Origin of the sequence: Flavobacterium aerium, from assembly GCF_030766725.1 — a bacterium.
Classification (GTDB): Bacteria; Bacteroidota; Bacteroidia; order Flavobacteriales; family Flavobacteriaceae; genus Flavobacterium; species Flavobacterium aerium.
Genome location: NZ_JARQWR010000010.1, coordinates 20,168 through 46,207, shown reverse-complemented (window position 1 = coordinate 46,207; position 26,040 = coordinate 20,168). Strand labels below are relative to the sequence as shown.

26 protein-coding genes and 2 tRNA genes are annotated in these 26,040 nt (G+C 33.0%); 15 read left to right on the top strand and 13 right to left on the bottom strand.

Annotated elements, in window-relative coordinates:
• Positions 1 to 6 precede the first annotated feature (6 nt).
• The gene (locus tag P6733_RS13870; RefSeq protein ID WP_306353526.1) at positions 7 to 255 is read right to left on the bottom strand and encodes a hypothetical protein; all 249 of its coding nucleotides are present in this window, start codon (positions 253 to 255) and stop codon (positions 7 to 9) included.
• 178 nt (positions 256 to 433) lie between these two features.
• Between P6733_RS13870 and P6733_RS13865 the strand changes: the two genes are divergently transcribed.
• From P6733_RS13865 to P6733_RS13825, 9 genes are all read left to right on the top strand, one after another.
• A complete protein-coding gene (locus P6733_RS13865; RefSeq protein ID WP_306353524.1) occupies positions 434 to 1,987 on the top strand; it encodes an NAD(P)/FAD-dependent oxidoreductase in 1,554 nt (517 codons plus the stop codon).
• 178 nt (positions 1,988 to 2,165) lie between these two features.
• On the top strand, positions 2,166 to 2,693 hold the full coding sequence (idi, locus tag P6733_RS13860) for an isopentenyl-diphosphate Delta-isomerase (RefSeq protein ID WP_306353523.1): 528 nt from the start codon (positions 2,166 to 2,168) through the stop codon (positions 2,691 to 2,693).
• Complete coding sequence (locus P6733_RS13855) at positions 2,690 to 3,100, top strand: 6-pyruvoyl trahydropterin synthase family protein (RefSeq protein WP_306353522.1); 411 nt, start codon at positions 2,690 to 2,692, stop codon at positions 3,098 to 3,100. The genes idi and P6733_RS13855 overlap by 4 nt, the downstream gene beginning before the upstream one ends.
• A gap of 1 nt (position 3,101) precedes the next feature.
• Positions 3,102 to 3,554, top strand: a complete 453-nt coding sequence (locus tag P6733_RS13850; RefSeq protein ID WP_306353521.1) for a peroxiredoxin — start codon at positions 3,102 to 3,104, stop codon at positions 3,552 to 3,554.
• 2 nt (positions 3,555 to 3,556) lie between these two features.
• Positions 3,557 to 4,525, top strand: a complete 969-nt coding sequence (locus tag P6733_RS13845; RefSeq protein WP_306353519.1) for a type I phosphomannose isomerase catalytic subunit — start codon at positions 3,557 to 3,559, stop codon at positions 4,523 to 4,525.
• A gap of 53 nt (positions 4,526 to 4,578) precedes the next feature.
• Positions 4,579 to 4,845: a hypothetical protein gene (locus P6733_RS13840; RefSeq protein ID WP_306353517.1), complete on the top strand. Its 267-nt coding sequence runs from the start codon at positions 4,579 to 4,581 to the stop codon at positions 4,843 to 4,845.
• A 79-nt stretch (positions 4,846 to 4,924) separates the two neighbouring features.
• A tRNA-Thr gene (locus P6733_RS13835) sits at positions 4,925 to 4,998 on the top strand.
• Positions 4,999 to 5,125: 127 nt separating this feature from the next.
• Positions 5,126 to 5,199: transfer RNA gene (locus P6733_RS13830), tRNA-Thr, on the top strand.
• Positions 5,200 to 5,633: 434 nt separating this feature from the next.
• Complete coding sequence (locus tag P6733_RS13825) at positions 5,634 to 6,059, top strand: helix-turn-helix domain-containing protein (RefSeq protein WP_306353515.1); 426 nt, start codon at positions 5,634 to 5,636, stop codon at positions 6,057 to 6,059.
• A 79-nt stretch (positions 6,060 to 6,138) separates the two neighbouring features.
• On the opposite strand, the gene P6733_RS13820 is transcribed toward P6733_RS13825, so the two are convergent.
• From P6733_RS13820 to htpG, 11 genes are all read right to left on the bottom strand, one after another.
• Complete coding sequence (locus P6733_RS13820) at positions 6,139 to 6,852, bottom strand: DUF4369 domain-containing protein (RefSeq protein WP_306353514.1); 714 nt, start codon at positions 6,850 to 6,852, stop codon at positions 6,139 to 6,141.
• A gap of 175 nt (positions 6,853 to 7,027) precedes the next feature.
• On the bottom strand, positions 7,028 to 8,869 hold the full coding sequence (locus tag P6733_RS13815) for a M61 family metallopeptidase (protein WP_306353513.1): 1,842 nt from the start codon (positions 8,867 to 8,869) through the stop codon (positions 7,028 to 7,030).
• A 226-nt stretch (positions 8,870 to 9,095) separates the two neighbouring features.
• Entirely contained in the window at positions 9,096 to 9,707 is a 612-nt protein-coding gene (locus P6733_RS13810) for a hypothetical protein (RefSeq protein WP_306353511.1), read from the bottom strand.
• 162 nt (positions 9,708 to 9,869) lie between these two features.
• Positions 9,870 to 12,539, bottom strand: coding sequence for a toxin-antitoxin system YwqK family antitoxin (locus P6733_RS13805; RefSeq protein WP_306353510.1), 2,670 nt, complete (start codon positions 12,537 to 12,539; stop codon positions 9,870 to 9,872).
• A 187-nt stretch (positions 12,540 to 12,726) separates the two neighbouring features.
• Positions 12,727 to 13,005: a DUF2805 domain-containing protein gene (locus P6733_RS13800; RefSeq protein ID WP_306353509.1), complete on the bottom strand. Its 279-nt coding sequence runs from the start codon at positions 13,003 to 13,005 to the stop codon at positions 12,727 to 12,729.
• Between the two features lie 94 nt (positions 13,006 to 13,099).
• Entirely contained in the window at positions 13,100 to 13,702 is a 603-nt protein-coding gene (locus tag P6733_RS13795; protein WP_306353508.1) for an alpha-ketoglutarate-dependent dioxygenase AlkB family protein, read from the bottom strand.
• 76 nt (positions 13,703 to 13,778) lie between these two features.
• Positions 13,779 to 14,462, bottom strand: coding sequence for an aquaporin Z (aqpZ, locus tag P6733_RS13790; RefSeq protein WP_306353506.1), 684 nt, complete (start codon positions 14,460 to 14,462; stop codon positions 13,779 to 13,781).
• 37 nt (positions 14,463 to 14,499) lie between these two features.
• Positions 14,500 to 14,880: a DoxX family protein gene (locus tag P6733_RS13785; protein ID WP_306353505.1), complete on the bottom strand. Its 381-nt coding sequence runs from the start codon at positions 14,878 to 14,880 to the stop codon at positions 14,500 to 14,502.
• A 66-nt stretch (positions 14,881 to 14,946) separates the two neighbouring features.
• The gene (locus P6733_RS13780; RefSeq protein WP_306353503.1) at positions 14,947 to 15,864 is read right to left on the bottom strand and encodes an EamA family transporter; all 918 of its coding nucleotides are present in this window, start codon (positions 15,862 to 15,864) and stop codon (positions 14,947 to 14,949) included.
• A 188-nt stretch (positions 15,865 to 16,052) separates the two neighbouring features.
• Entirely contained in the window at positions 16,053 to 16,811 is a 759-nt protein-coding gene (locus tag P6733_RS13775; protein ID WP_306353501.1) for a hypothetical protein, read from the bottom strand.
• Between the two features lie 158 nt (positions 16,812 to 16,969).
• On the bottom strand, positions 16,970 to 18,850 hold the full coding sequence (gene htpG, locus P6733_RS13770) for a molecular chaperone HtpG (RefSeq protein ID WP_306353499.1): 1,881 nt from the start codon (positions 18,848 to 18,850) through the stop codon (positions 16,970 to 16,972).
• Positions 18,851 to 19,050: 200 nt separating this feature from the next.
• Between htpG and P6733_RS13765 the strand changes: the two genes are divergently transcribed.
• The 6 genes from P6733_RS13765 (at position 19,051) to aspA (ending at position 25,441) form a co-directional block, all read left to right on the top strand.
• On the top strand, positions 19,051 to 19,512 hold the full coding sequence (locus P6733_RS13765) for a lipocalin family protein (protein WP_306353497.1): 462 nt from the start codon (positions 19,051 to 19,053) through the stop codon (positions 19,510 to 19,512).
• Between the two features lie 14 nt (positions 19,513 to 19,526).
• Positions 19,527 to 20,222 (top strand): OmpA family protein, encoded by a 696-nt coding sequence (locus P6733_RS13760; RefSeq protein ID WP_306353495.1) that lies wholly within the window; start codon positions 19,527 to 19,529, stop codon positions 20,220 to 20,222.
• A gap of 148 nt (positions 20,223 to 20,370) precedes the next feature.
• Complete coding sequence (locus P6733_RS13755) at positions 20,371 to 21,039, top strand: TetR family transcriptional regulator C-terminal domain-containing protein (RefSeq protein WP_306353494.1); 669 nt, start codon at positions 20,371 to 20,373, stop codon at positions 21,037 to 21,039.
• Positions 21,040 to 21,232: 193 nt separating this feature from the next.
• Positions 21,233 to 22,543 (top strand): ABC1 kinase family protein, encoded by a 1,311-nt coding sequence (locus P6733_RS13750; RefSeq protein WP_306353492.1) that lies wholly within the window; start codon positions 21,233 to 21,235, stop codon positions 22,541 to 22,543.
• 187 nt (positions 22,544 to 22,730) lie between these two features.
• Positions 22,731 to 23,708, top strand: a complete 978-nt coding sequence (locus P6733_RS13745) for an ABC transporter ATP-binding protein (RefSeq protein WP_306353491.1) — start codon at positions 22,731 to 22,733, stop codon at positions 23,706 to 23,708.
• Between the two features lie 320 nt (positions 23,709 to 24,028).
• On the top strand, positions 24,029 to 25,441 hold the full coding sequence (gene aspA / locus P6733_RS13740) for an aspartate ammonia-lyase (protein ID WP_306353490.1): 1,413 nt from the start codon (positions 24,029 to 24,031) through the stop codon (positions 25,439 to 25,441).
• A 66-nt stretch (positions 25,442 to 25,507) separates the two neighbouring features.
• On the opposite strand, the gene P6733_RS13735 is transcribed toward aspA, so the two are convergent.
• Entirely contained in the window at positions 25,508 to 25,975 is a 468-nt protein-coding gene (locus P6733_RS13735; protein WP_306353489.1) for an energy transducer TonB, read from the bottom strand.
• Positions 25,976 to 26,040: the final 65 nt, after the last annotated feature.

Here is a 26,040-nt window from a genome sequence, read left to right as displayed (position 1 = left end):
GTGAAATTATTGAATTGGCTCTTCGTACAATTCCCCGCGATGTGGTTTTAAAGCATCTCGTACAGCAATCATTTCCAGATCGGTAACGACCATAAAAGCAATAGCGTACATATCAGAATAGATTTCAAAGCCTGTAATGTTTAAAGGTAGTTTTTCAATAGCGATATATTCTTTCAAATGGATTTCGTGATGCTCAGCCGTTTTTGCGGAAGCAGGTCCACGGAAATCCCAGATTAATTTTATTTTTCTAGACATTGTTTTGAATAAACGAATTATAATTGGAACAAAGTTACAAAGTTTTCACGTAGAATAATTGCAGTAATGAAGAAAGGAAGAAGAATGTATTTCTTTAAAATAGAGTTGTATTCCTTTGAAAACATAGATAATGTGGAAACTAAAATTCTAAATTACTATTTTTGCCAAAAATTCCAGTATGCCAAGAGAGATTCAGATTCAGGTTGTTCCTGAAGTTGCAGCACAAGAAATAATATTAACAGATCATGTTGCAAAACTATTTAAAGTAGCTAGTGACAGGATAAAGCATTGTGTTGTCTTGAAACGATCTATTGATGCGCGTCAGAAATCGGTAAAGATTAATTTAAAACTGGCTGTGTATCTCGATGATGAACCTTTTACGGATAGTAAAATAGATTTACCAGAATACAAAGATGTTTCGAATGCAAAAGAAGTAATTGTTGTAGGAGCTGGACCTGCGGGATTGTTTGCGGCCCTAAGATTAATTGAGTTGGGATTAAAGCCAATTCTTATTGAGAGAGGAAAAGATGTAAGAGGAAGACGTCGTGATTTGAAATCTATCAATAGAGATCATATTGTAGATGAGGATTCCAATTACTGTTTTGGAGAAGGAGGGGCAGGAACTTATTCGGATGGGAAATTATATACTCGTTCCAAAAAACGAGGAGATGTGAATCGAGTATTGGAATTGTTTGTAGCTTTTGGTGCTTCAGATGATATTCTAATCGATGCGCATCCACACATTGGGACAAATAAGTTACCTAAGATTATAAGTGATATCCGAGAAAAAATAATTGAATACGGAGGAAAAGTACTTTTTGAAACCCGTGTTACCGATATTCTAATAAAAAACAATCAGGTAGAAGGTATTGTTACACAAAATGATGAACGCATTCTAGCGGATAAAATCATTTTAGCAACAGGACACTCAGCCCGAGATATATTTGAATTATTAGATCGAAAAAAAGTTCTGATTGAAGCAAAACCATTTGCGTTAGGCGTTAGAGCGGAGCATCCGCAAAGCTTAATTGATAGTATCCAATACAGTTGTGATTTTCGAGGTGAATATTTACCACCAGCACCTTATGCTATTGTAAAGCAAGTAGGCGGTAGAGGAATGTATTCATTCTGTATGTGTCCGGGTGGTGTTATTGCACCTTGCGCGACCAGTCCAGGAGAAGTTGTGACGAATGGATGGTCTCCGTCAAAAAGAGATCAGATTACAGCAAATTCAGGAATTGTAATCGAATTGACAATGGAGGATTTTAAGCCATTTGCAAAACATGGAGCATTGGCAGGAATGGAATTTCAAAAAAGTATCGAGCAAAATGCGTGGATTTTAGCTGGAAAAACCCAAAAAGTTCCTGCACAACGTATGGTCGATTTTACACAGAATAAAGTTTCTACTTCTATACCAAAAACATCCTATGTACCCGGGACTACTTCGGTAGAAATGGGTGAAGTATTTCCTGGCTTTTTAAGCCAAACATTACGAGAAGGATTTGTCGCTTTTGGTAAATCGATGAAAGGATATTTGACTAATGAAGCTATACTTCATGCGCCAGAATCAAGAACATCATCACCTGTTCGTATTCCTAGAGATCCAATCACATTGGAGCACCTTCAGGTAAAAGGATTGTATCCTTGTGGTGAGGGAGCAGGTTATGCGGGTGGAATCATATCGGCAGCGATAGATGGAGAGAAATGCGCCGAAAAATGTGCAGGACAATAGATGTAACTGCTGTATTTTAGATTCGAGAAATAAACTCATAAAAAACTATTTACATGACTGAATTCAGTTCTGATACGGGATATTAGAGCTTTATTTTAGTTAATATTTCCTTTCTAAAGAGGCTATTTTTAGGAAAGCATTAACCTATTTTGTATTTTTGGCAGGCTATATTTATACTATGGAAGAAGAGAAAGTTATATTGGTAAATGAAAAGGATGAACCGATTGGTTTAATGGAGAAACTTGAAGCGCATGAGAAGGCGTTATTGCATCGTGCATTTTCTGTTTTTATTTTAAACAATAAGAACGAAATCATGCTACAGCAAAGAGCAAAACAAAAATACCATTCTCCATTGTTGTGGACGAACACTTGTTGTAGTCATCAGCGAGAAGGAGAAACTAATATTCAGGCGGGAGATAGAAGACTTTTTGAAGAAATGGGATTCAAAACGGAGCTGAAAGAATTATTTTCGTTTATTTATAAAGCACCATTTGATAATGGACTAACGGAGCATGAATTTGATCATGTTATGATTGGAGCCTATGAGAATGATCCGGTAATCAATCCCGAAGAAGTAGAAAGTTGGAAATGGATGGATATTGATGCGATCAAGGAAGATATGCTCGTTCATCCTGATATATACACCGTTTGGTTTAAAATAATATTTGACCAATTTTATCACCATTTAGAAGATCATAAAATATGAGAGTAACGATAAGCAGGAAGGCACATTTTAATGCAGCACATCGTTTGTATAGAAAAGATTGGTCTTCGGAGAAGAATGATGAAGTATTTGGGAAATGTAATAACCCTAATTTTCACGGACACAATTACGAATTAATTGTAAGTGTAACGGGTGCAATAAATCCAGAAACGGGGTACGTAATAGACATAAAAGATTTGAGCGATATTATTTATGATGAGGTCGAAATACCGTTTGATCATAAAAATTTAAACTTAGATGTTCCTGAATTTCAGGATTTGAATCCTACAGCAGAGAATATCGTTGTAGTGATATGGAATAAAGTGAGAAAAAGAATTTCTATGTCCTTAGATTTGGAAGTGACATTATATGAAACACCACGAAACTTCGTGAGTTATAAAGGAGAGTAACGTGATAAAAGAAGGAGACAAAATACCTGTTTTTACTGCAAAAACAGCAGATGGAAAAGACTTTAATAGTGCGGAAGCATTACAAAATAAAGTTATAGTACTCTACTTTTATCCAAAGGATGATACACCAGGATGCACTTTGCAAGCTTGTAGTTTTCGGGATCAGTACGAAGAATTTACAGATTTGGGTGCTGAGGTAATCGGTATTAGCAGTGATAGTGAAAAATCACATCAAGCATTTGCTGAAAAGCATAAATTACCTTTTGTTTTACTTTCTGACTCAGATAAAAAAATTAGAAAATTATTTGGAGTTCCTACTAATTTATTTGGACTTTTGCCGGGTAGAGTGACCTATGTGATTGATAAAAATGGAATTGTGCAATTGATGTTTGATAGTATGTTGGCGGGGAAGCATTTGCCTAAAGCATTGGAAGCTGTAAAGAAATTAGTGTAATTATGAGTTTTGAATTATATCCTTTGACATTTACTCCTATATTGAAAGAAAAAATATGGGGCGGAACAAAATTGAAATCTCTTTTGAATAAATCTATTCTTGAGGGCAATGCCGGTGAGAGTTGGGAAATATCGACTGTAGAAGGAGATGTTAGTATAGTGGCAGAAGGAGCTTATAAAGGAGAATCCTTGGATGGATTAATTCATCGTTTTCCATCGGAAATTTTAGGAACAAGAGTAGTACAGCAATTTGGGGAACAATTTCCATTGTTGTTTAAATATATTGATGCAAAGGAAGATTTGTCGATTCAGGTACATCCTAATGATGAATTAGCCCGTAAACGACATAATTCTTTTGGTAAAACCGAAATGTGGTATGTGATGCAGGCCGATCCTAAAGCACGATTAATCATCGGATTTAAAGAAGGAGCTAATCAGGAAAAATATCTAGCTCATTTAGCAGATAAAACTTTAGTATCGATTCTTAATGAAGTTGAAGTTGCAAAGGGAGATACATTTTTTCTAGAAACGGGAACAATCCATGCTATAGGAGCCGGGGTGGTTTTGGCAGAAATCCAACAGACTTCGGATATAACTTATCGCGTATACGATTGGGATAGGCTTGATGATGCTGGAAATGAAAGAGAATTGCATGTAGATTTGGCTTTGGATGCTATTAATTATGCACCAAGTCATGCCGAAAGACCGTATGATAAAGCAATAAATCAGGATAATTTAATAGTAGAATGTCAATATTTTACAACAAATTATTTGGTTTTAGATGAGAATTTGGAAGTACATAAAACCAATGAAACCTTTACGGTTTATATGATTATAGAAGGCGAATGTACCATTAATAGTAATGGAGTTCGATATTCTTATAAAAAAGGAGATACAGTATTAATCCCAGCAAACCTAACACATTATAACTTAGAAGGTAAGGCAGAAGTATTAGAAATATTTATTTCATAGTCCTAATTAGAAAGATTATATGTAGTTTTGCACCGAATTAAAATTTTATAAAAATGGCAAACGTTAGAAATTTAAAGAAAGACATTAATTTTGTTTTAGGAGATATTATTGAAGCGGTTTATATTTGGGAGATGTCGACAGTAGGAAAACCAACAGTAGAATCTGAGGCTATCGTTGATGAAGCTATCAAATCATTCGACACATTGATTACAAAAGTAAACGATAGAAAAGTAGAGGACAAAAAATCTCACTTCAAACAAATTCACCAAGAATTAGAACAAGTTGCTAATCAATTAGTTGATAAAATCAACAGCTTGTAATAAAAAAAAATCAATAAAAAGTGCAAATTTGTTTTGGAAATTCTAAAAACAGGATTATATTTGCACCCGTATTGATAACGCCGATGTAGCTCAGCTGGCTAGAGCAGCTGATTTGTAATCAGCAGGTCGTGGGTTCGAGTCCCTCTATCGGCTCAATAATAAAGCGCTTAACTTAGGTTAGGCGCTTTTTCGTTATATACAGATTAATCTTACATTATTTTTTTGGTTTTTTATTTGGAAATTCTAAAAACAAGATTATATTTGCACCCGTATTGAAAAGGCCGATGTAGCTCAGCTGGCTAGAGCAGCTGATTTGTAATCAGCAGGTCGTGGGTTCGAGTCCCTCTATCGGCTCAATAAAAAAAGCACTTAACTATGTTAGGTGCTTTTTTCGTTATAGGAAGTTACGACGTATCATTATTTCTTTGAAATTCTAAAGTACAAGATTGAATTTACTATAAACCTCGTTGTACTCTTTCTGAGAATATTGTAAATCGACCTGAAGTGCATTGATTTGATGAATCTGATCTACGATTTTGATCATTTGCTGGATTCGTGTAATGGTAGATTCTGAGGATGCTACATGCTGTAGTTCTTGTATTCTTCAGTTGTATTACGGTTGATTGTCACAAAGGAATAAGATTTGAGAAGGGTAGTCTACAAATAGAATTTGTATTTCTAGGGTTGTAATTTGTATTTTACGACTAATTTATTGCGCTAGGGGAAAGCTTAGTCAATTATTCTTTTTACTTTTGTTTAGGTTCGAAACAATTAAAACAATTTTTATTATGACTGCTGATACTATACCATTCAAGAAAAACCATCATGGTCGAAACGTGAGACGTTTGCGTGAAATGCTAGGAGTGAAACAAGAAGCGATTGCTGTAGAACTGGAGATGACTCAGCAAAATTTCTCTGTATTGGAGCAAAAAGAAGAAATTGAAGAAAAGGTTTTGGATAAAATTGCCAAAGCATTGAAAATCCCTGTAGAAGCTATTAAGAATATGACTGAGGAAGCAACCATTAGTTATATCAATACATTTAATGCTGAGGTTACTAGTACAGGAGCGGGTGGTACAATTGGAAATCATAATCATTCAACATTTAGTTTTAACCCAGTAGATAAAATTGTGGAATTGTATGAACGTTTAGATAATGAGAAAGCAGAGAAAATTGCTTTATTAGAAAAGTTATTACAAGACAAGAAGATTTAATTTTCTTTATAAAATATAAAAAAACCATCTGATAATTCAGATGGTTTTTTGTTTATGGCTGGAATAGATTTACAATCTATTATTTCTGTTCCTTTTTTCTTTCGGCAATGTACTCTGTCAATTTTTGTCCGTATTTAGATTTTGCTACAGATGGTGACATCGATTTCTTAATGGTATCCAAATACTTGATATTAGCATCATAAATCTCCGTTAAGGCAATATATGGAGCAATCTCATGGTCTGCATTGGTAAGAGCAAAGTTAGCCGCATAACGGTATTTTCTCAATGTTACTTTGTCGTAGTCTTGTTGTAGTTTACTTAAAGTATCAGGATTGTTTTCTTTCAGGGCTTTAATGTTTCTTTCTACGAGTGTAAGATGCTCGTCATTAAAACGAGTTTTTATTTTTTTGAATTCATCATATAGCTCTTGATTCTTAGATCCTGTGATTTTTACTTTCGATAGGAATGATTCAATATCGGTACTGATGTTCATTTTGCCTGGTTCGGCAAAAAACAAAATATTGTTATCCATTGAATTTGTTACTCCACGATCTAGGAATAGATAAAGCATTTCTGGTGAATCCAAATGAATATCACTTTCGAAGTTTGAATTACCATCCATAATAATGGTATCCAAAGCTACTAATGAGCTGTCCTGAAAACGTTGAATATATAGAGTTCCCTTTTTTAAGCCTTTTACAGTACCAGTAATGTGAAGATTTTTGTCTTTTTTGTCGCTATTACAAGCAATAATAAGAAATAACGTCAATAAGGCAACAATAGATTTTTTCATAAAATAACGAGGATTATCTTTTTATAATTGGGTTGCAAAATAACAAAAATATATGAATGATTGTACATTGTGTCGTGTCATTATTTTCTGGATATAAATGCAATTTTGTGAAATAGAAAAAAGCCCCAATTTATAGTACAATAAGTTGGGGCTTTCTAATGATTTTAAGGTTGAATTATCCTCTTAACCAAGCATCTCTAAGTGCTTTTTTACTATCATCTGTAGCTTTAAGTCCTTCGGATTCGAAAACAGGTAATTTTACAGTTCCTTTCAAGGTTTGTACTTTTCCGTTACGTTTTATTTTTACCGTAATTGGGTCTCCGGTTTTCATAGAAGTCATACTCATCATAACCATATCGTCAATGTTGTCAAGGTTATAATTGGTGTCATTGATGGACTGGATAATATCATTTCCTTTGATGCCTAATGAAACGAAGAAATCATTTAAAGGATTACTTGGTAATACAATAATTTCTTTTGTATTAGGATCTACTGTGATAAAAGGTTGGTTGTCTTTTATAAATGGATTTCCAGTAGTCTCTACTGTACCAAATGATACACCTACTTTTTCAAAATATTTTTCATAAGGAATTGGTGTTGCTCCTGCTACATAGGTATTTAGGAATGTTCCAATTTCTGGATAGGTTAATTCGGTAATTTTCTTGAACAATTCTTCATCATTAAATGGTTTATTGTTACCATATTCATGTGATAATTTTTGCATTAAATCTAGAATTCCTTTTTTACCACCACTCAATTCTCTTAGTTGAATGTCTAGACACATGGCGATCAATGTACCTTTTTGGTATACATTGTAGTAAGAATCCTTGTACGGTTTTTTCAAGATGTTTTTACTCATGTAAGTAAAACTCATGTCTCCAAATTGTTTTGCAGTAGTAATTTTTTCAGCAATCCTTTTGTAGAATGCATCATCATCAATTAAACCTTGGTTTACTTGGAATAAGTTTGCAAAATATTCAGTGATTCCTTCGTACATCCATAAATGTTCGGACATATTGGGAGTGTTGTAATTGAAGTATTGAATTTCTTTAGAGTGTACGCTTAATGGTGTTACAATATGAAAAAACTCATGTGATACGACATCTACCATTTGCTCTATCAAAGCTTCTTTTGGCATCATCTCTGGCATTACAACTGTTGTAGAAGTATTGTGTTCCAAAGCTCCAAAGCCTTTTGCGTCAGGTTTACTCGTATCTGATAAGTATAATAATACGCTGTATTTTTTAGTAGAATTGATTGGTCCTAAGAATTTCTTCTGAGCAGTAATCATCTTTTTCATATCCGCAGTAATATCCTCAGCAGTATATTTATTATTTGGAGAATACACACTGATTAGGATATCCATATCATCTACTTTGAAAGTAGTATAATTTGGTTTTGAGTACATGATAGGATTATCTACCAGTTCTGCATAACGTTTTGTTGTAAATACGTCTTTCTCATTACTTGGATCAGCATCGTTTAATGAAGTTGCTCCCCATAAACTTGCTGGATGTGTAATAGTAAGTTTGTACGGTACTTCGCTTTTGTCTGAGAAATAACCAAAGAAAGCATGCGTGTTCAACATAAAGTTTTCACCTGCTAGAATGTTCGTTCCCGCTGGAGAAAATACGTCATGTTTATCCTCAATATCATAAGTGTCATTTACATAATAAGTCAATTTTGCTAATGCTTTAGCATTGCTAATTGTCCATGAATTATCATCGGCTTTCGCCACGGTCAATGCATTTCCTTTTGCATCGTATGCTTTTACATTTTCAATGAATTTACCGTAATCATCTTCAGAATAAGTTCCTGGGATAATTTTTGGAATATGGTAGGTAACTTTGTCTGTTTTAATAGATGGAGGTGTTACAATAACCATTACTTTATCATCTTTAACATCATTTAAATCAACAGAGATTTGAACCTCGTCTATTTGAGATGATTTGTTAGCGGATGGTTTACAACTCCATAATAGAGAGGCAAATGCAAGCGTATAAACTAGTTTTTTCATAATTATTTATTTTATCTGAATAAGTCGAATAATTCTATGCTTTGTTACAAAAATAGGGCTTTATTTTTATACCCTAGTGGACTAGTCTTACAATTAGAGCTTTTGTTTAGGACAAATATTATAGTACATAGGGTTGCAGGTAGTGTTATGAAAATGAAAAACTCTTTAATGAAAAGAGTTTTTTAGAGTGGATTGTAAAGGCTATTATTACTAGATGTCTCGTAGTTTAGCTTTTAGTTATTTGTTTTTTCAAAGTATTTTTTTTCGAATCATTAAATAACATATCATTATTAGATACTGTTTCTTTGTTAACTATTTTACTAAACTTATAAGTGGTAATAGTTTCTCCAGTAGCCGTAACATTAATTAATTGTCCCATATAAGGAAGCCCTGTTTCTAAGCTATAGGTTAAGGTCGATTTAACGGCTCCTTTTTTATCTATATTTTCAGTAAGGGTGATGTGTTTGTTATCATCATAGGTTTCTCTTTTCATTATATTTCCATTAGTGTCATAATAGATGATTTTACGGATTTTACCTTTTTTGTAGATTTCATCCTTGTAAATATTCTCCCCCGTAAAGGTTATGGTATTCCCATTTCTATAATCAGTATTCTCAATGGTGTTTTTTAGTTCTAGAAGTTTCCCTATTTCCTTATTCTCTGGGAAATAATAAGTAGATGCTGATTGATAATTAATATTTGTTTTTAGTAAATAATAAGTAGCTTCATTTTTTGTTTTAACTTTTTGCCAATTCTTATTGAACCAAAGTGTGTCTTTTTGAGCAGAAAGTGATGGGATAAAGGATAATAGTACTAATAAGAGTAATGGATTTTTCATGTATAATGGGTAAGTAATTAAGAAAGTAAAATTATTTAATCATTAAAAAAATACATGCCAAAATAAGTTTAAAAAATACAAGATTAGGGTTTAATTTGGGAGTATATAAAAAGAAAAAACTCCTTAAGAAAGGAGTTTTTAATATAGACAACAAAGCCTGGATTATTTTGCTTCAATTATTTGTGGAGCTGGGGGAGCTTCATATTTTATAGGTGTACCAACATCTATAAGTCCTGTTGAATAATCATAGTAAGACAAAGGAGGAGTGTTGTTGTGTAATTCTGACGGATAAATTTCTGAGGTCTTGATTACGTAATTGAGTTTGCTTTTTGATTGAGCATCAGTTATTTTCTCAATAATTTCAAAATCAATTTTATTCGGTAAAATAATTCCTTGCGATTTGATTTCTTTCTTGGTTTTTATGATTTTAATATAGTTGGCGGTAGATTCCAAGTAATAATTGGTAGAATTTGTAAGCCAAATTTCTCCATCTACTAAACTTCCTTTATTGAATTCTGCTTCATATTGTTTTTTACCTTTTTCATCAAAATACTGTACTTTACCGTGCAATAGGTCAGCATTAGTTTTGTATTTGAATTTTGGTTTTCCATTCTCATAGAAATTAGCTACGTTGTATGTTTCGTCACTTTCAAGAATTTGTTGTTGAACTATTTTATTATTGATGTAAATTCTACTCTCTGTTAGTTTCCCATTTTTATAATCGCTTTGTCTGAAATTTACAGTAGAAGAAGTTTCAAATTCGGTAGTTGTTCCATTTTGAATTTCATTATTTGCATATTCCAAAGACGAAATGTTTTTTCCTGTAAGGTCAAAATACAATACATTACCATTTACCATTCCATTTTCATATGGGATTTGCTGTGCTAAAACTCCCTCTGTATATATTTCGGTAATACCTTGTAGTGTACCATTTACGTAATTTACTTTTTTGTCGAGTGCATTCGTGTAATACCCATAATACAATTGTTCACCATCAAGCATCCCATTTTTGAAATTCGATACCGTTTTATAAGTGTAATCTACTGTTATTGTTTTCCCGTCTAATGGTTTTCCATCTTTGTAGGTCGCTGTATAAGTGGTACCGTTGTGATCATAAAAAGTCCCTTTTTTAGTATAATCAATTTCGCTTAATAATTTATACGTGTTTTCGTAAGTGCTATAGCTGTAGTCTGAGATATATTTCTTCTCGTACGTAATAACTCCGTTTTTAGCTGTTTTGATGTGTTCAATAGAGTCTGTACCGTCAAAATAGCCATATTCAGTACCAGTATTTTTGGCGAAGTCATAGGTGCTTAGTAATTTTCCTTTGTCGTTATAATAAGTGCCTTTTGCAGGGCTGTATTTTTCATATTTTATTTCAGTCTTTTTTGCGCCATTTTGGAAATATGTGGTTTCTTCTATAAGCATTCCATTAGGGTCAAATTTACTCAAGTTTTGAGTAACTAATTTATCTGTTATCGCAGGATTGTAGGTAATAGTTTGAATTAATGTTCCCTTTTCATATTTATTGGCTGTATAGAGAATATCGTCACTAAAATAATAATCAGTTCCTGTAAAAGGGGAGTCGAATGTACCATAATTGTATTTGTCATACATTGTTAGTGTACTCATAAGCTTACCCTTTCTATCAAAGAATTGAGCTGTTTCACCTTTCTGGGATTTAAAAATTTTCCCGTTTTTGTAGGTTATTTTTTCTTCAATTTTTTTACCATCTTTATAAGTAACAATCCCCATATCGCTAATAGAAGTACCATTCATTGGAAGGTTTGTTTCTGGATTGTAGCTTAATGTTGAGGCAATATTTCCCTTTTCATCAAAATTTTCTTCTAAGGTAACATATTGATTTTCGTCATAATGAATGGCTTTTTGAAGGATACCTGTATTAGTGTAATACAGTGATTTAATCATTTTTCCACCAGCATATTCATTGTTGTATAGTATAAAATTGTCATTGTCTAGACTATAGTCAAATGTGATTTGATTTCCGTCCTGAGGATAATAGGATTCATAATCTCCTTTGGTTTCAGTAAGTTTCCCTATTTGTTTTCCAGTATTGTCATAATACAATGTAGTTCGAGTTACATCTGAAATGGACTCTTCAGATTTTACTTTTCCATTTTTATAATAAAGGATGCTTTGCTCTGGAAGATTATTCTTGTATTTGGATATAGATCTAATTTTAAAAGGATCATAATAGTATTCTACAAAAGTACCTTCTATAGAACCATAACTTCCATCTGGATATGTACTTTCTCCTATTTTGTTTCCTTTCTCATCGTAAAAAACTTGCTTTTTTACCATGTTATCTTCGTAGAAATACTCGTAATAAAATTTAGGATTCTTTGGGTCGTATATTTTTTGATAGCTAATTACACCATTTTTAGCAGTTCCTAAAGCGTAATAATTTATATAGTCATAGATTATCGTTCCATCATACAGTTCATTATTCTTATATATTGCTTCAGATTTTTCTCCATTGGAAAGAAAAGTGGCTAGTTTTCCATCCATTTGCCCATTCTTGTATTCGGCAGTTTGAGAAATGGAACCATCTTCTCTGTACCAAGTGGCAGAACCTTCAAAAACATCCTGATCTTTTGAAAGAGAAAAGCCTTCCATTTGTTTCTTTCCCGAAAGGTAATAATCGGTTATAGAATATCCATTTCCTTTGGCAACAGGTGTTAATCGATAAAAAGCAGCTTCTTTTTTAGTAGTTACCTTTTGCCAATCTTTATTGAACCAAATGGTATCTTTTTGAGCCAAAAGACTCTGTCCTACGCATAGGAATATCAGTAAAAATAAATTTTTTCTCATGGGATTTAATAGTAAGAGTAATTATAGAATAAATATCTAATTATAGAAGTAAAAATAAACAATTCGGATGTAATTAAACGATATAATAAGGCATAATGCAGTTAATCACATTACAATTGGTTTCAGAATTTTGGATTGTTTTTGTAAAAGGCAAATAAAAAGGCCCCAGAAAAGGAGCCTTTTTTATTTAATCAAATTTGTTTTTGATATAGTATTTTCCGTCTAATTCCTCATCAAAATCATCGATGGACATCGGTTTCGGTTTCGGTTTTTTGGCAGCTGTTTTTTTCTTCCACAGTTCAAAATTGTCTGTGGTTAATTTTTTTTTCATGATTTCGGTAACCTCTTTTTCGGCTAAACCAAATTCATTTTTAATTACTTCAAAAGGTCTCTTTTCTTCCAAAGCCATGTTGACAATCCTTTCCAGTTTTTCGTTGTCGAGTTCTATATGTTTACTTTTCTTCATTACATGAAAATTAATCCAGATAAATAATTTTAGTTTATGAATTGTAATTCAATATTAATAAAAAAAATAATTACTTTTTAAAACTTTTTAAATTTTATTTTATGACCCTATAGGTTAGGTTAATTCTTGGATTAATAGGTTTTGCTGTTTTTGGGATTTGGTGTTTCCAGAATTCTTGTGTAGTGCCCTGCATGAGGAGTAAACTACCGTGTTCCAATGTAATACTTGCTTTTAGTGAAGAATCGTTAATGTGCTTTAACTGGAATATACGCTCTGAACCAAAACTCAAAGAAGCGATAACGGGATTTACTCCAAGCTCCTTTTCATTGTCTGAATGCCATCCATTACCATCTTTCCCATCGCGGTATAAGTTCAGTAAAACGGTTGTAAAAGCACATGGAGTAATTGTTTCAATCTTGCCTTTAATCTCCATTAATAGTGGAGTCCAGTCATGCGGTTGCATGGTGATATTAGAATAGCTATAAGGCTTTCCGTTATTTCCGTATAAAGCCGTTAGTCGAGGTTGCAGGTGGGTTTTTCCAAATAATGTAATAGGGTCTTGTTGCCATAGAATGCTCTCCTGTAGTATCTTCAATATAGTATCGGCCTCTTCTGTTGTGAAAAAAGAAGGGTAGTATACGATGGAAGCATCCGGTAGGTCTAATACAATCGGATCCGATGAAAATAATGAATTCATGGTATAAAAATAAAGAGAAAAGTAATTGGTCATACCGCCTACTTTTCTCTTTTATAAAATAAAATATTTTTAAATGTTAAGCATCTGCTTTTCCGAAGAATTTATAAACGATACCTGCTAATATTGCACCCAAGATAGGAGCAACAATAAATAACCATAATTGGCTAAGGTGTTCTCCACCTACAAAAATAGCTTGGCTAATACTTCTTGCAGGATTTACAGAGGTGTTAGTAACTGGAATACTGATTAAGTGAATTAGCGTTAATGCTAAACCAATTGCTAAACCAGCAAAACCTTTTGGTGCTCTTTCATCTGTAGCTCCTAGAATGATGATAAGGAACATAAATGTCATTACTACTTCCGTTACGAAAGCAGAGGTAAGATCATACTTTCCTGGTGATAAATCACCATAACCATTGGCTGCAAAATTTCCAATTTCACTTCCATTTCCTGTTACAATAACATATAAAATGGCTGCCGCAGCAATACCACCTAATACTTGAGCGATGATATAAGGAACTAATTCCTTTACATCAAATCGTCCTCCAATCCATAATCCAACAGATACTGCAGGGTTAAGGTGCGCTCCAGAAATATGGCCTAATGAATAGGCAATCGTTAATACCGTTAATCCAAAGGCAAGTGATACACCTAATAGACCAATCCCAACGTCTGGGAAACCTGCGGCTAATACTGCGCTTCCGCAACCACCTAATACAAGCCAAAAAGTTCCGATAAATTCTGCTAAAAGTTTTTTCATGTGTTAAAAAAAATTAGTTAAACATTTGGTTATAAAGTCAATGTAAGAATGTATATTGATAAGCCCAATAAATAAGAACTAACTGTAAGGGTAAGCGAATCAACCGCACCCATTTAGGTAGTCCTAAACTAGCTTTGTCATCAAGATACATTTTTATGTTTGCGGGGAAAACTGCGACTAATAAAATAATAATACCCCAAGCTGCATATGCCGTTAAACCTGGAACTAATAATAAAAATCCAAGTCCACATTCAGCAATACCACTTAAATAAACCATTTGCATGGGTTTAGGGATATACTCAGGCATCATTTTTAAGTATAATCGGGGAACTCTAAAATGATTTAGACCTGCAATAATGTACAAAAAAGACATTAAATACAAGTGCCATGGATAATGCATATTCGTTATAGCATACATATGTTAAAAAATATGATTATAACGAATATACAATTTAATATTTATTTATGATGCTATTTGCAGATCTTAAATGTGACCTGCATTGCTTTTGTTTTTGATGTTCATGATTACAATTGCCATAATAATCATAGCAATCCCTAACCATTGAACACCTAAAACCTCTTCTTTTAATAGTAAGTGAGCCATCATTACCGATACTGGAATTTCTACAGAAGTAACAATACTTCCTAGGCCAATTCCTGTAATAGGGAAACCTGCATTTAATAACATTGGCGGAATAATAGTTCCAAAAAGTGATAATACAATACCCCATTTTAAGAAAATATCAAAGTGAAATTCTCCAGTATGTGTTGCCATTGCAAATGCAAAAACAATTACCGCTCCACCCAATAACATATAAAGACTACGTTGTGATGTAGACAATTCTGTCGCGACTTTGTTTGAGGTAAACATTGTTACAGTGTACGAACATGCGGCACATAAGCCCCAAAGTAAACCAGTAACAAAACCTTCTTGATTAAAGTCTATACTTTTTCCAAACAGGTTAAGTGCCAAAGCTGTTCCAACTAATACTACTACTGTAGCAATAGTTTTTTGCAAAGAAGGTAATTTTTTGGTCAGGATCATTTCAAGAACAACACCCATCCATACCGTTTGCATTAATAAAACAATTCCCATAGATACAGGTATTGTTTTTACAGCCAAGTAGTAGAACAAACTTGTACAACCTAATGATGTACCAGCCAACATTAATTGAAATACATTTCGAGTTGTTGCCTTGGTAACTTTTCCTTTATTCTTTGATTTTTGATAGGTATTGATGAGTAACATTCCGATGATTCCCAAAACAAATTGTGATGTAGTAACTTCGGCAGTTGTGTATCCTTCGTCATAAGCCATTTTAACGAAAGTGGCTAGCATTCCATAACTAGAAGCTCCAAGTCCGACTAAAAAAACTCCTTTTAATAATTGATTCTGTAACATTTTTATAATTTTAAAAAGCCCGCAAAGGTAAGGTTTAACGATTGATTATTCCCCCTTTTAAATAAAAAATGCAACGAAATCCAAAATCAGCTTACAGTTAGGTGTTTAGATTCCCTCGTGTTTGGTAAATCGTATTTATTATATACCAATCTTGCAGTTTCGAGTAATTTTTATTCTACCACAGTATGTTATTCTTTCGGGTTAGACCAGTATTTTTTTACTAAATCAAATTTTTTAGAGGTTTTATTAAATTGAAAAAGTAAGGTGTTCCCATTGAAGCAGTCCTTGTTTTCATTTTCTTTGAGATAGAAGGAATTACTAATTTCTACTGCTGTTTCACTGTCAAAATCATATTCAAAACCAATCTTATTTTCTTCTAATAATTCGTTGCATTTGACATTGTTTTTATCCACTAATAAACTTGAAAAATAGTCGCCAAATACTTCCTTAAGCTTTATGTATTTTAGTTGCCCTTTGTCATATTCGAAAGCTAAAATCTCATTTCCATCACCTACCATGTCATCGGTGATTACAATATAATGATCTGCTTTTATTTTATAAATTGATAAAACCCAACTTCCATCTACGACTTGTATTTTGAGAGTGTTTGGTTTTATGGATACAATCTTAGAGAAGTTTTTACTAGTATCTGGAGTAACATTATTTTGTGCTATAAATTTCACGAAATCTTTTCTTTCATTCGGTTTCCATCCCCAGCTAGGCATAGTGCTATCAGGAATAATCGTCAAAACATCGAGTATTTCCTTATGTTCAGCATAATTAACAGCTAGTTTTTGAGCCTCTTTAGGTTCATCTTCTGTGCTTATTACTTCATTGAGTGCTTGGATAGTATCGATTTTTAGAGTGTTATCCGATTCCGATTCTTGCTTTTTATCGTTGCAAGAAATTAGAACTAAGAGAAAGAAAAGAGAGATTATTTTTTTCATAACACGGTTTTAAATTGCTTTTTGTTAAGGCAATAAGTAAGTTCAAATATAGAGAAGTCTATAGCACTGACAAAATAAAGTAAGCCTGTGTTTTTAAATAAAAAAAGAGCATTGAGGTTTTGCTCAATGCTCTTTTCGATAAAAGATATATTGTGAAATTACTTGATCATTTCAAAACTACGTTTAACAAATGCAGTTAACTCTTCACCTTTTAAAAGGTTTTGAGAAAGCTTTGCAAGATCCATCGCTTGTTTTACAAGATGCTCTTGATGTGATTTGTCAGTAGTATTCAAGATACTTCCCGCTAATTCATGATTTGTATTCACGACAAGATTGTACATTTCAGGGAAATTACCCATACCAAACATACCACCTCCACCAGAAGCACTCATTTCTTTCATTCTTCTCATAAACTCAGGTTGAGTGATGATGAATGGTGAAGCGTGACTATCCATTGCTTCAAGTTGTACGGAATATTTTGTTTTAGGAACAATACTCTCTAAAACAGTTTTTAGGCTTTCTTTTTCTTCATCAGAAAGTTTAGAAATTGTAGTATCTTCTTTCTTGATTAAATTATCGATATGGTCAGAGTCAACACGTACGAAAGTTGTTTTCTCGTTGTCTGCCTCTAATTTTTGAATTAAGTGTGATACAATAGGAGAGTCTAGTACTACAACTTGGTATCCTTTATCTTTTGCCGCAGCGATAAAGCTGTGTTGTGCTTCTTTGTTTGAAGCATAAAGAATCACAAGATTTCCGTCTTTGTCTGTTTGAGTATCTTTTAAGCTCTCTTTTAATTCCTCCAGTGTAAAGTACTTGTCGTCCGTTGTAGGATATAAAGTAAATGCACCTGCTTTTTCATAGAATTTAGGTTCAGATAACATTCCGTATTCCAATACGATTTTGATATCATTCCATTTTTGTTCAAAATCTTCTCTATTCTCTGTGAACAATGATTTTAATTTATCCGCTACTTTACGAGTAATGTAGTTTGATATTTTCTTTACATTTCCATCAGATTGTAAATAAGAACGAGAAACGTTTAATGGAATATCTGGAGAATCAATAACCCCTTTCAACATAGTTAAGAATTCAGGTACAATTCCTTCTACGTTGTCAGTAACGTAAACCTGGTTTTGATACAATTGAATTTTATCCTTTTGGATCTGTAAATCCGAAGACATTTTTGGGAAATATAAGATACCTGTCAAGTTGAATGGATAATCTACATTCAAGTGAATGTTGAATAAGGGTTCTTCAAACTGCATTGGGTATAATTCACGGTAGAATTTTTTATAATCCTCATCATTTAAATCAGCAGGAAGTTTAGTCCAAGCTGGATTTGGATTATTGATGATATTGTCTACTTCAATACTTTCTTCTTTAGCATCCTCACCTTCACCTACAGTAACCGTTTCAGTTTTTGTTCCAAATTTAATTGGAATAGGCATGAACTTATTGTATTTGCTTAGTAATTCAGCAATTTTATGATCTTCTAAAAATTCTAAAGAATCTTCAGCAATATGAAGAATAATCTCACTTCCTCTTGATTCTTTATCAGAAGGTTCTAGAGTAAATTCTGGGCTACCGTCACAAGTCCAATGAGCAGCTGGTTCGTTTTTGTATGATTTTGTAATGATTTCTACTTTCTCTGCAACCATAAATGCAGAATAGAAACCTAAACCAAAGTGACCAATAATTCCAGAATCTTTAGCAGAATCTTTGTATTTGTCTAAGAATTCTTCTGCGCCAGAAAAAGCAACCTGATTGATATACTTTTCTACTTCCTCAGCAGTCATCCCAAGACCTTGGTCAATAATATGAAGTTTTTTACCTTCTTTATCAATTTTAATTTCAATAATAGGTGTTCCGTATTCAACGTTTGCTTCCCCTATACTCGTTAAGTGTTTTAACTTTAAAGTAGCATCTGTCGCATTTGAAACCAATTCACGTAAGAAAATTTCGTGATCACTGTATAAAAATTTCTTGATTAATGGAAAGATGTTCTCTACTGAAACATTAATTTTTCCTGTGGTCATATGTGTTTATAATTTAAGTTTTACATGTATTGTAGCTTTGCTATCTCAAATAGAATACCAATTGCAAAGTAGGTGACAAAATGACATTGTTAAAAAAAAATACCCTAAAAATGTTAAGATTGGTTAATTTTGCCTAAATTTAATACGATTATTCACCAATTAATCGTTGAGATAAATAGTAACATAAATTAAATTTAACTATGAAAAAAATTTTGTTTTTGAGTGCATTAGTACTTATGTTGGGAGCTTGCAAACCAACGATTGATGCTAAATCGCAAGTAGGGTTAAAAGGAAATTGGGTTTTATCGAAAGTGAGCTATCCAGGTTCAGAGTATATTAAAGTTAATTCCTTTCAAATAGCTGATTCAAAATGTTTTGAAGGTAGCTCTTGGTCTTTTATTTCCAATAACAACAAAGGGAATATGAGCCTAAATGGAGGTGGTGATTGTCCTAGTTTTAGTAGCCCAATTGTATGGAGTATTACTCCCGATCAACAGTTTGGCCTGAAAATTGTTGAGGCTGGTGTGAAAGCGAAAAGAGTAACCTCTGGTTATTTCTTGAAACTTGCCAACAGAACAGAGAGTTCTTTCCAGTTAATTGATAAAGTTGATGTAGGTGGAAAACAAACTGATGTTGTATACCAATTTAATAAAGTTAACTAAATAAATATCGTAAAATGAAAAAGTCATTAATTTATTCTTTAATCGGAGCTTTTCTCTTTAGTTCTGCCTTCACAAGCTGTGATAGCGCAAAAAACATGAATAACACGCAAAAAGGTGCTGGTATTGGTGTAGCAGCTGGAGCTGTATTAGGTGGTATTCTTGGGAACAACTTAGGAAACAAGAAAAATTCAGCTTTAGGAGCTGTATTGGGTGGTGTACTAGGTGGAGCTGCTGGTGGATTGATTGGTAACAAAATGGATAAGCAAGCGAGACAAATTAGCGATGCTATTCCTGGGGCTGATGTAGAAAGAGTAGGAGAAGGTATTAAATTGGTATTGAATGAAAATGCAATCCGTTTTGATACAAACAAATCTACTTTAACAGCAACTGCTCAACAAAATTTAGATAAGTTAGTTTCTGTATTTAAAGAATATCCTGATACTGATATCCAAATTTATGGATATACAGATAACACCGGTAGAGCTGAGTACAACAAAACATTATCTGCACAAAGAGCAGAATCTGTAAAAACATACCTATCAGGTAAAGGAATTAATTCTGGTAGATTCAAAATTACGGGTATGGGTATCGAAGAGCCAATTGCTACAAATGATACACCAGAAGGTAGAAGTCAAAACCGTCGTGTAGAATTTGCAATTACTGCAAATCAAAAAATGGTTAATGACGCTCAAAAAGAGACCAAAAACTAAGAAACAAAATATTGTAATAAAAAGGCTATTTCGTAAAGGAATAGCCTTTTTTTATTGAAAAATATTTAACAAAACCTTTAGTTCTGGGTTTAGAATTGCTGATTAACTATTTTGTATCTTTACGTAACGATTTAAAATAAAGTGTATTATGGCGACTACCAAAAGAGCTGGAAAGAAGAAATTAATGGATGAAGATCAAATTATTTCGATTTACATGGAGCAAGTTTTAGTTCACAATACTGAACCGCTCAATGTATATGTGTTCTGTAAAGAGAATGGAATAGAAGAAGGAGATTTCTATATTTCTTTCACTTCAATTGAGGCGCTGAAACAAACCATTTGGATTAAGTTTTTTGAGAATACAATTGCAATTATTGACAAAGATGAAGCCTATCCAGGGTATTCAGATCGGAATAAATTGCTGACTCTCTATTTCACAATATTTGAACTACTGACTTTAAACAGGAGTTATGTGTGGTTTACCCTAAAAGATAATAAACAAGGGTTAAAAAATTTGAAACAACTGAAAGAATTACGAAACCATTTTAAGGAATTCATCGTAAGTATAATTGAATCCAGTGCAAAAGAAGGCAACGAGAAATTACAGAAAATCACAAAACCCGTATTTGCAGAAGGAGCTTGGGTACAGTTCTTATTCATCTTGAAATTTTGGATTGATGACACTTCAAAAGGATTTGAAAAAACAGATATCGTGATTGAAAAATCAGTGAAAGCAAGTTTTGATTTAATGGATACGACACCCTTAGAAAGTTTATTAGATTTAGGGAAATTTCTTTGGAAAGAAAGAGCAGTATAACGGAGGAATAAAGAGGTTTAGAATAAAAGAATAGAGGGTAATAAAAACAAGAAAAAGTATTTATTACAGATTGAATTAGAATGGCATTCTTTTTGATTATTAGTAAGTTAGGTTGATAAATGAAATTGAAATTTGTTGGCTATCCTATTATTTCGGACGTTTCAAAAAGTTGTGCTTTAGCAGCCAAAAGAACATGAAAACATTAGATAAAATACCAACAAATAAAATAGAACGAGCAAGTCAATTAGTTAAAACAGGTTTGAAAGTAGGAGGTAATTACATTGCCTATTATGGAGAGAAGATTGTAAATCCTAGTTTAAACAGAGACAAGCTTAATGAAAACAATGCAGAAGATATTTATGATGGCTTGAAAAACTTAAAAGGCAGTGCCTTGAAAGTAGCTCAAATGCTGAGTATGGAAAAGAGCATTATGCCAAGAGCCTATGTCGAAAAGTTTTCATTAGCACAATTCTCAGTTCCGCCATTATCGGCACCATTAGTTAGGAAGACATTCAAGAAATATTTAGGTAAATATCCAGAAGCAATATACGATTCATTCACTCCAGATTCTGTTAATGCAGCCAGCATTGGACAAGTACATAAGGCAAATAAAGACGGAAAAGATTTGGCAGTGAAAATCCAATATCCTGGAGTAGCAGAAAGCATTAGTTCAGATTTGGCTATTGTAAAACCATTTGCTATAAAAATGTTCAATTTACAAGGGAAAGATTCAGAGAAATATTTCAAAGAAGTAGAACATAAACTATTAGAAGAAACCGATTACGAATTAGAATTAGCACAAGGTACCTTTATTGCGGAGTCCTGTAGCAAAATAGACCATTTGCGATTCCCAAAATATTATCCGGAATTATCTTCTAAGAAGATAATCACAATGGATTGGATGGATGGAGAACACCTGTCAGAGTTTACGGCATACAATAAAGACCAGGCCAAAGGAGATCAATTAGGACAAGCACTGTGGGATTTTTATATGTATCAAATGCATTATTTAAAACAAATCCATGCAGACCCACATCCAGGGAATTTCTTGGTAGATCAAGACAGTAATCTAATTGCAATAGATTTTGGATGCATTAAACATGTGCCAGAAGAATTTTATATTCCGTACTTTGAATTAGCGAAAGTTGAGGTAATCAACGATCCAGTTTTGTTCAAAGCTAAATTGTATGAATTAGAGATTTTGCGTACCGATGATACAGAAGAAGAGGTAGTTTATTTCTCCATGTTGTTCCATCAATTACTGAGTTTGTTCACAAAACCATTCCATGGTAAATATTTTGACTTCTCAGATGATGTTTTCTTCGGAAAAATTGCTACATTAGGAGAAGAATTTGCGAAGGATACGCAATTAAAGAAAATGAATGGAAATAGAGGTTCTAAACATTTTTTATATATTAACAGAACGTTTTTTGGATTGTACAATTTGTTACATGATTTAAAAGCGAGAATTAACACAGAAGAATTTAATAGGTTTATTTCATAAAGGGAAGGTTAGATTAAGAATGGTTTTGTTTATTGGTTAAGTCGATAAGAGTGTATTTTCTGTATAAGGAAGTACGCTCTTATTTTTTATAACAGTTTTTATTTGACCACCATAAAGTAAGCGAGTATCTTTGCATCGAATAAAAATAATAAGAGCCTCGCTCCATCGTTTAGTACACTACAAAAGAATGTTAGAAATTAAGAATATATCGTTTGCTTATGATGAGAAAACGGTTATACACGATATTAGTTTTTCAGTTGAAAAAGGTCAAAATATAGCAGTTATTGGTGAAAGTGGTTGTGGCAAAAGCACACTATTGAAATTAATATATGGGCTATACGATTTAAATCAGGGAGAGATAACTTGGGATGGAGAAAAGATTTTAGGTCCAAAATACCATCTCGTTCCGGGTGCGTCATTCATTAAATATTTAGCGCAAGATTTCGATTTGATGCCGTATATTACTGTAGAAGAAAATGTTGGTAAATACTTGTCTAATATTCGTCCAGAAGAAAAAAAACAAAGAGTATACGAACTTTTGGATATGGTCGAAATGACTGCTTTTGCAAAAACGAAAGCGAAGTATTTAAGTGGTGGACAACAACAAAGAGTAGCCTTAGCAAAAGTATTGGCTAACGAACCCGAAATTTTATTATTGGATGAGCCTTTCAGCCATATTGATAGCTTCCGCAAAAATGCTTTACGCCGTAACCTTTTTGCTTATTTAAAAAGTAAAAATATTATCTGTATTGTTGCTACCCATGATAGTGTAGATGCACTTTCTTTTGCAGATGAAACAATCGTAATGCAAAAAGGAGCAGTAGTGACAAAAGACCATCCAGCACATATGTACTTGTATCCTAAAAATAAGTATGTTGCCTCGCTGTTTGGTGAAGTGAACGAAATACAAGTTTCCAAACTGATGCCTTTTGAAAACGAACAAAAGAAAGTCCTTTTATATCCACACGAATTATTTGTGCATAAGGAAGGATATTTGAATGTGATTATAAAAAACACTTATTTTAAAGGAGATTTATTTCTTATAAAAGCTTTTTTTGAAAATCAGGTAGTATTTTTTGAACATCCAGTTTCGTTACCAATTAATGAAATATTTGCCATTGCCGTAGACCCTGATTTAATCTTGGAACGAATAAACTACAATTAAAAAATAGCAGTTTTAATAGTTATAATTCCCAACCTACTAGTAGGTTAAATCAACGGTCTATTTAGGGTATAAAAGCGGAAAAAATACTACTAAAATAAGTACTAGGCAATTAAAATTCCTTACCTTTATTAGAGATAAAATCATTGCTTTATCTTAGAACTGTAGCGCTCTAGTGTGAGTTTTTGCTATTTAGTTTTAAGCTGGAAAATAATGCAATGACATCTACTTTTAATACTATAAAAATAAAAAACAAGAACAATAATTTAATTCATAAAATCCTTTTGATCTTTAGACAGAAGAATTTTTAATACCCTTTTATTATGGCACAGAATTCAAGAATAGAACATGATTTTTTAGGAGAAAAAGAACTTTCTAATGATTTGTTTTATGGTATCCAGACTCTCAGAGCAATTGAGAATTTTCATATAACAGGAATTCCAATCAATAAAGAACCTTTGATGATTCAGGCATTAGGCTATGTGAAAAAAGCAGCTGCATTGGCTAATTTAGAATGTGGTGTTTTAGACCGTGAAGTAACCGATGCCATTGCATTTGCTAGTGATCAATTGATTGCAGGGAATTATTTAGATCAGTTTGTTACCGATATGATTCAAGGAGGAGCAGGAACTTCAGTAAACATGAATGCCAATGAAGTAATTGCAAATATTGGACTGGAGCATATGGGTAAAAAGAAAGGAGAATATGATTTCTTACATCCAAATAACCATGTGAATTGCTCACAGAGTACAAATGATGCTTATCCTACTGCTTTTAGAATTGCATTGTATAATAAAATGACCCTTTTTATTAAAGCATTGGAAGTATTGCGAGAATCATTCCTTAGAAAAGGAGATGAATTTGCACATGTTATAAAGATGGGTAGAACGCAATTGCAAGATGCAGTACCAATGACTTTAGGGGCAGAATTTAAAGGATTTGCAACCAGTATAAAAGAAGATATTCAACGTTTAAAAGAAGCGCAAGCCTTGATTACAGAAATTAATATGGGAGCAACTGCTATTGGTACCCGTATTAATGCGCCACAAGGATATCCGGAAATTGTAACAGAATATTTAAAAGACATTACAGGCTTGCCGTTGTTTCTTGCAGAAGATCTAATTGAAGCAACTTCAGACACAGGAGCTTATGTTCAGATTTCAGGAACTTTAAAAAGATCGGCAATTAAAATTTCTAAAATATGCAATGATTTACGATTACTATCATCTGGACCAAGAACAGGAATTAATGAGATTAATTTACCGGCATTACAACCAGGATCCTCTATTATGCCTGGAAAAGTAAATCCTGTAATTCCAGAAGTGGTCAATCAAACGGCGTATTACGTAATTGGAGCCGATGTAACCATCTCAATGGCAGCAGAAGCTGGACAATTGCAATTGAATGTAATGGAGCCTGTTATTGCTTACAGTTTGTTCAGTATGTTGTCCTATATGGAAAATGCCTGTTATACGTTAGAATCTAAATGTATTAATGGCATTACAGCAAATGAAGAAGTATGCAGGAATTTAGTGATGAACAGTATTGGAATTGTCACGTCGTTAAATCCAATTTTAGGATATGAAAAATGTTCAGCTATTGCAAAAGAAGCATTAAAAACAGGAAAATCGGTACATCAGATTGTCGTAGAAGAAGGAAAGTTGATTTCTCAAACGAAATGGGATGAAATATATTCTTTAGAAAATATGATAAATCCACAGTTCATTAATTCATAATTGAACAGATAAAAATAAAAAAGGGCTTATTACGATAAGCCCTTTTTTATTTCATAATACATTATACTATCTCCCAAATTTTATAGGGAGCATGTGTTGTACACGTACAGGTTTTCCTTTGATGGAACCAGGATTCCATTTGGGGCTTTTTTGAATAACTTTCAAAGCCTCTTCATCGCAACCACCACCGATGGACGTTATAATTTTTGCATTGGTAATAGTTCCATCTTTTTCAATGATAAATTTTACAACAACAGTACCGCTTAAATTACTTTCTACGGCTTGTTTAGGGTAAACAATTGACCCTTGAATATTTTTGTAAAAAGCTTCTAATCCACCTGGGTAGGATGGGCGAACTTCTACTTTTGCATAATTATAGACTTCTTCTGGCTGAATTACAGGTACAGAATTAGTTGTTGTCGTTACGGGTGTTTTTGAAGTGCTTTTTGTATTTGTTTTTACAGTTTGAGCATTGGATACACTATACGTTAATGTCATTACTGTAACCAAAATGGGGAATATTACCTTTTTCATGATTCTTGTGTTGGGGTATATTGTTTTGAGTTATGTTATTCTTTTCTCAGAAATTGTACCATCTT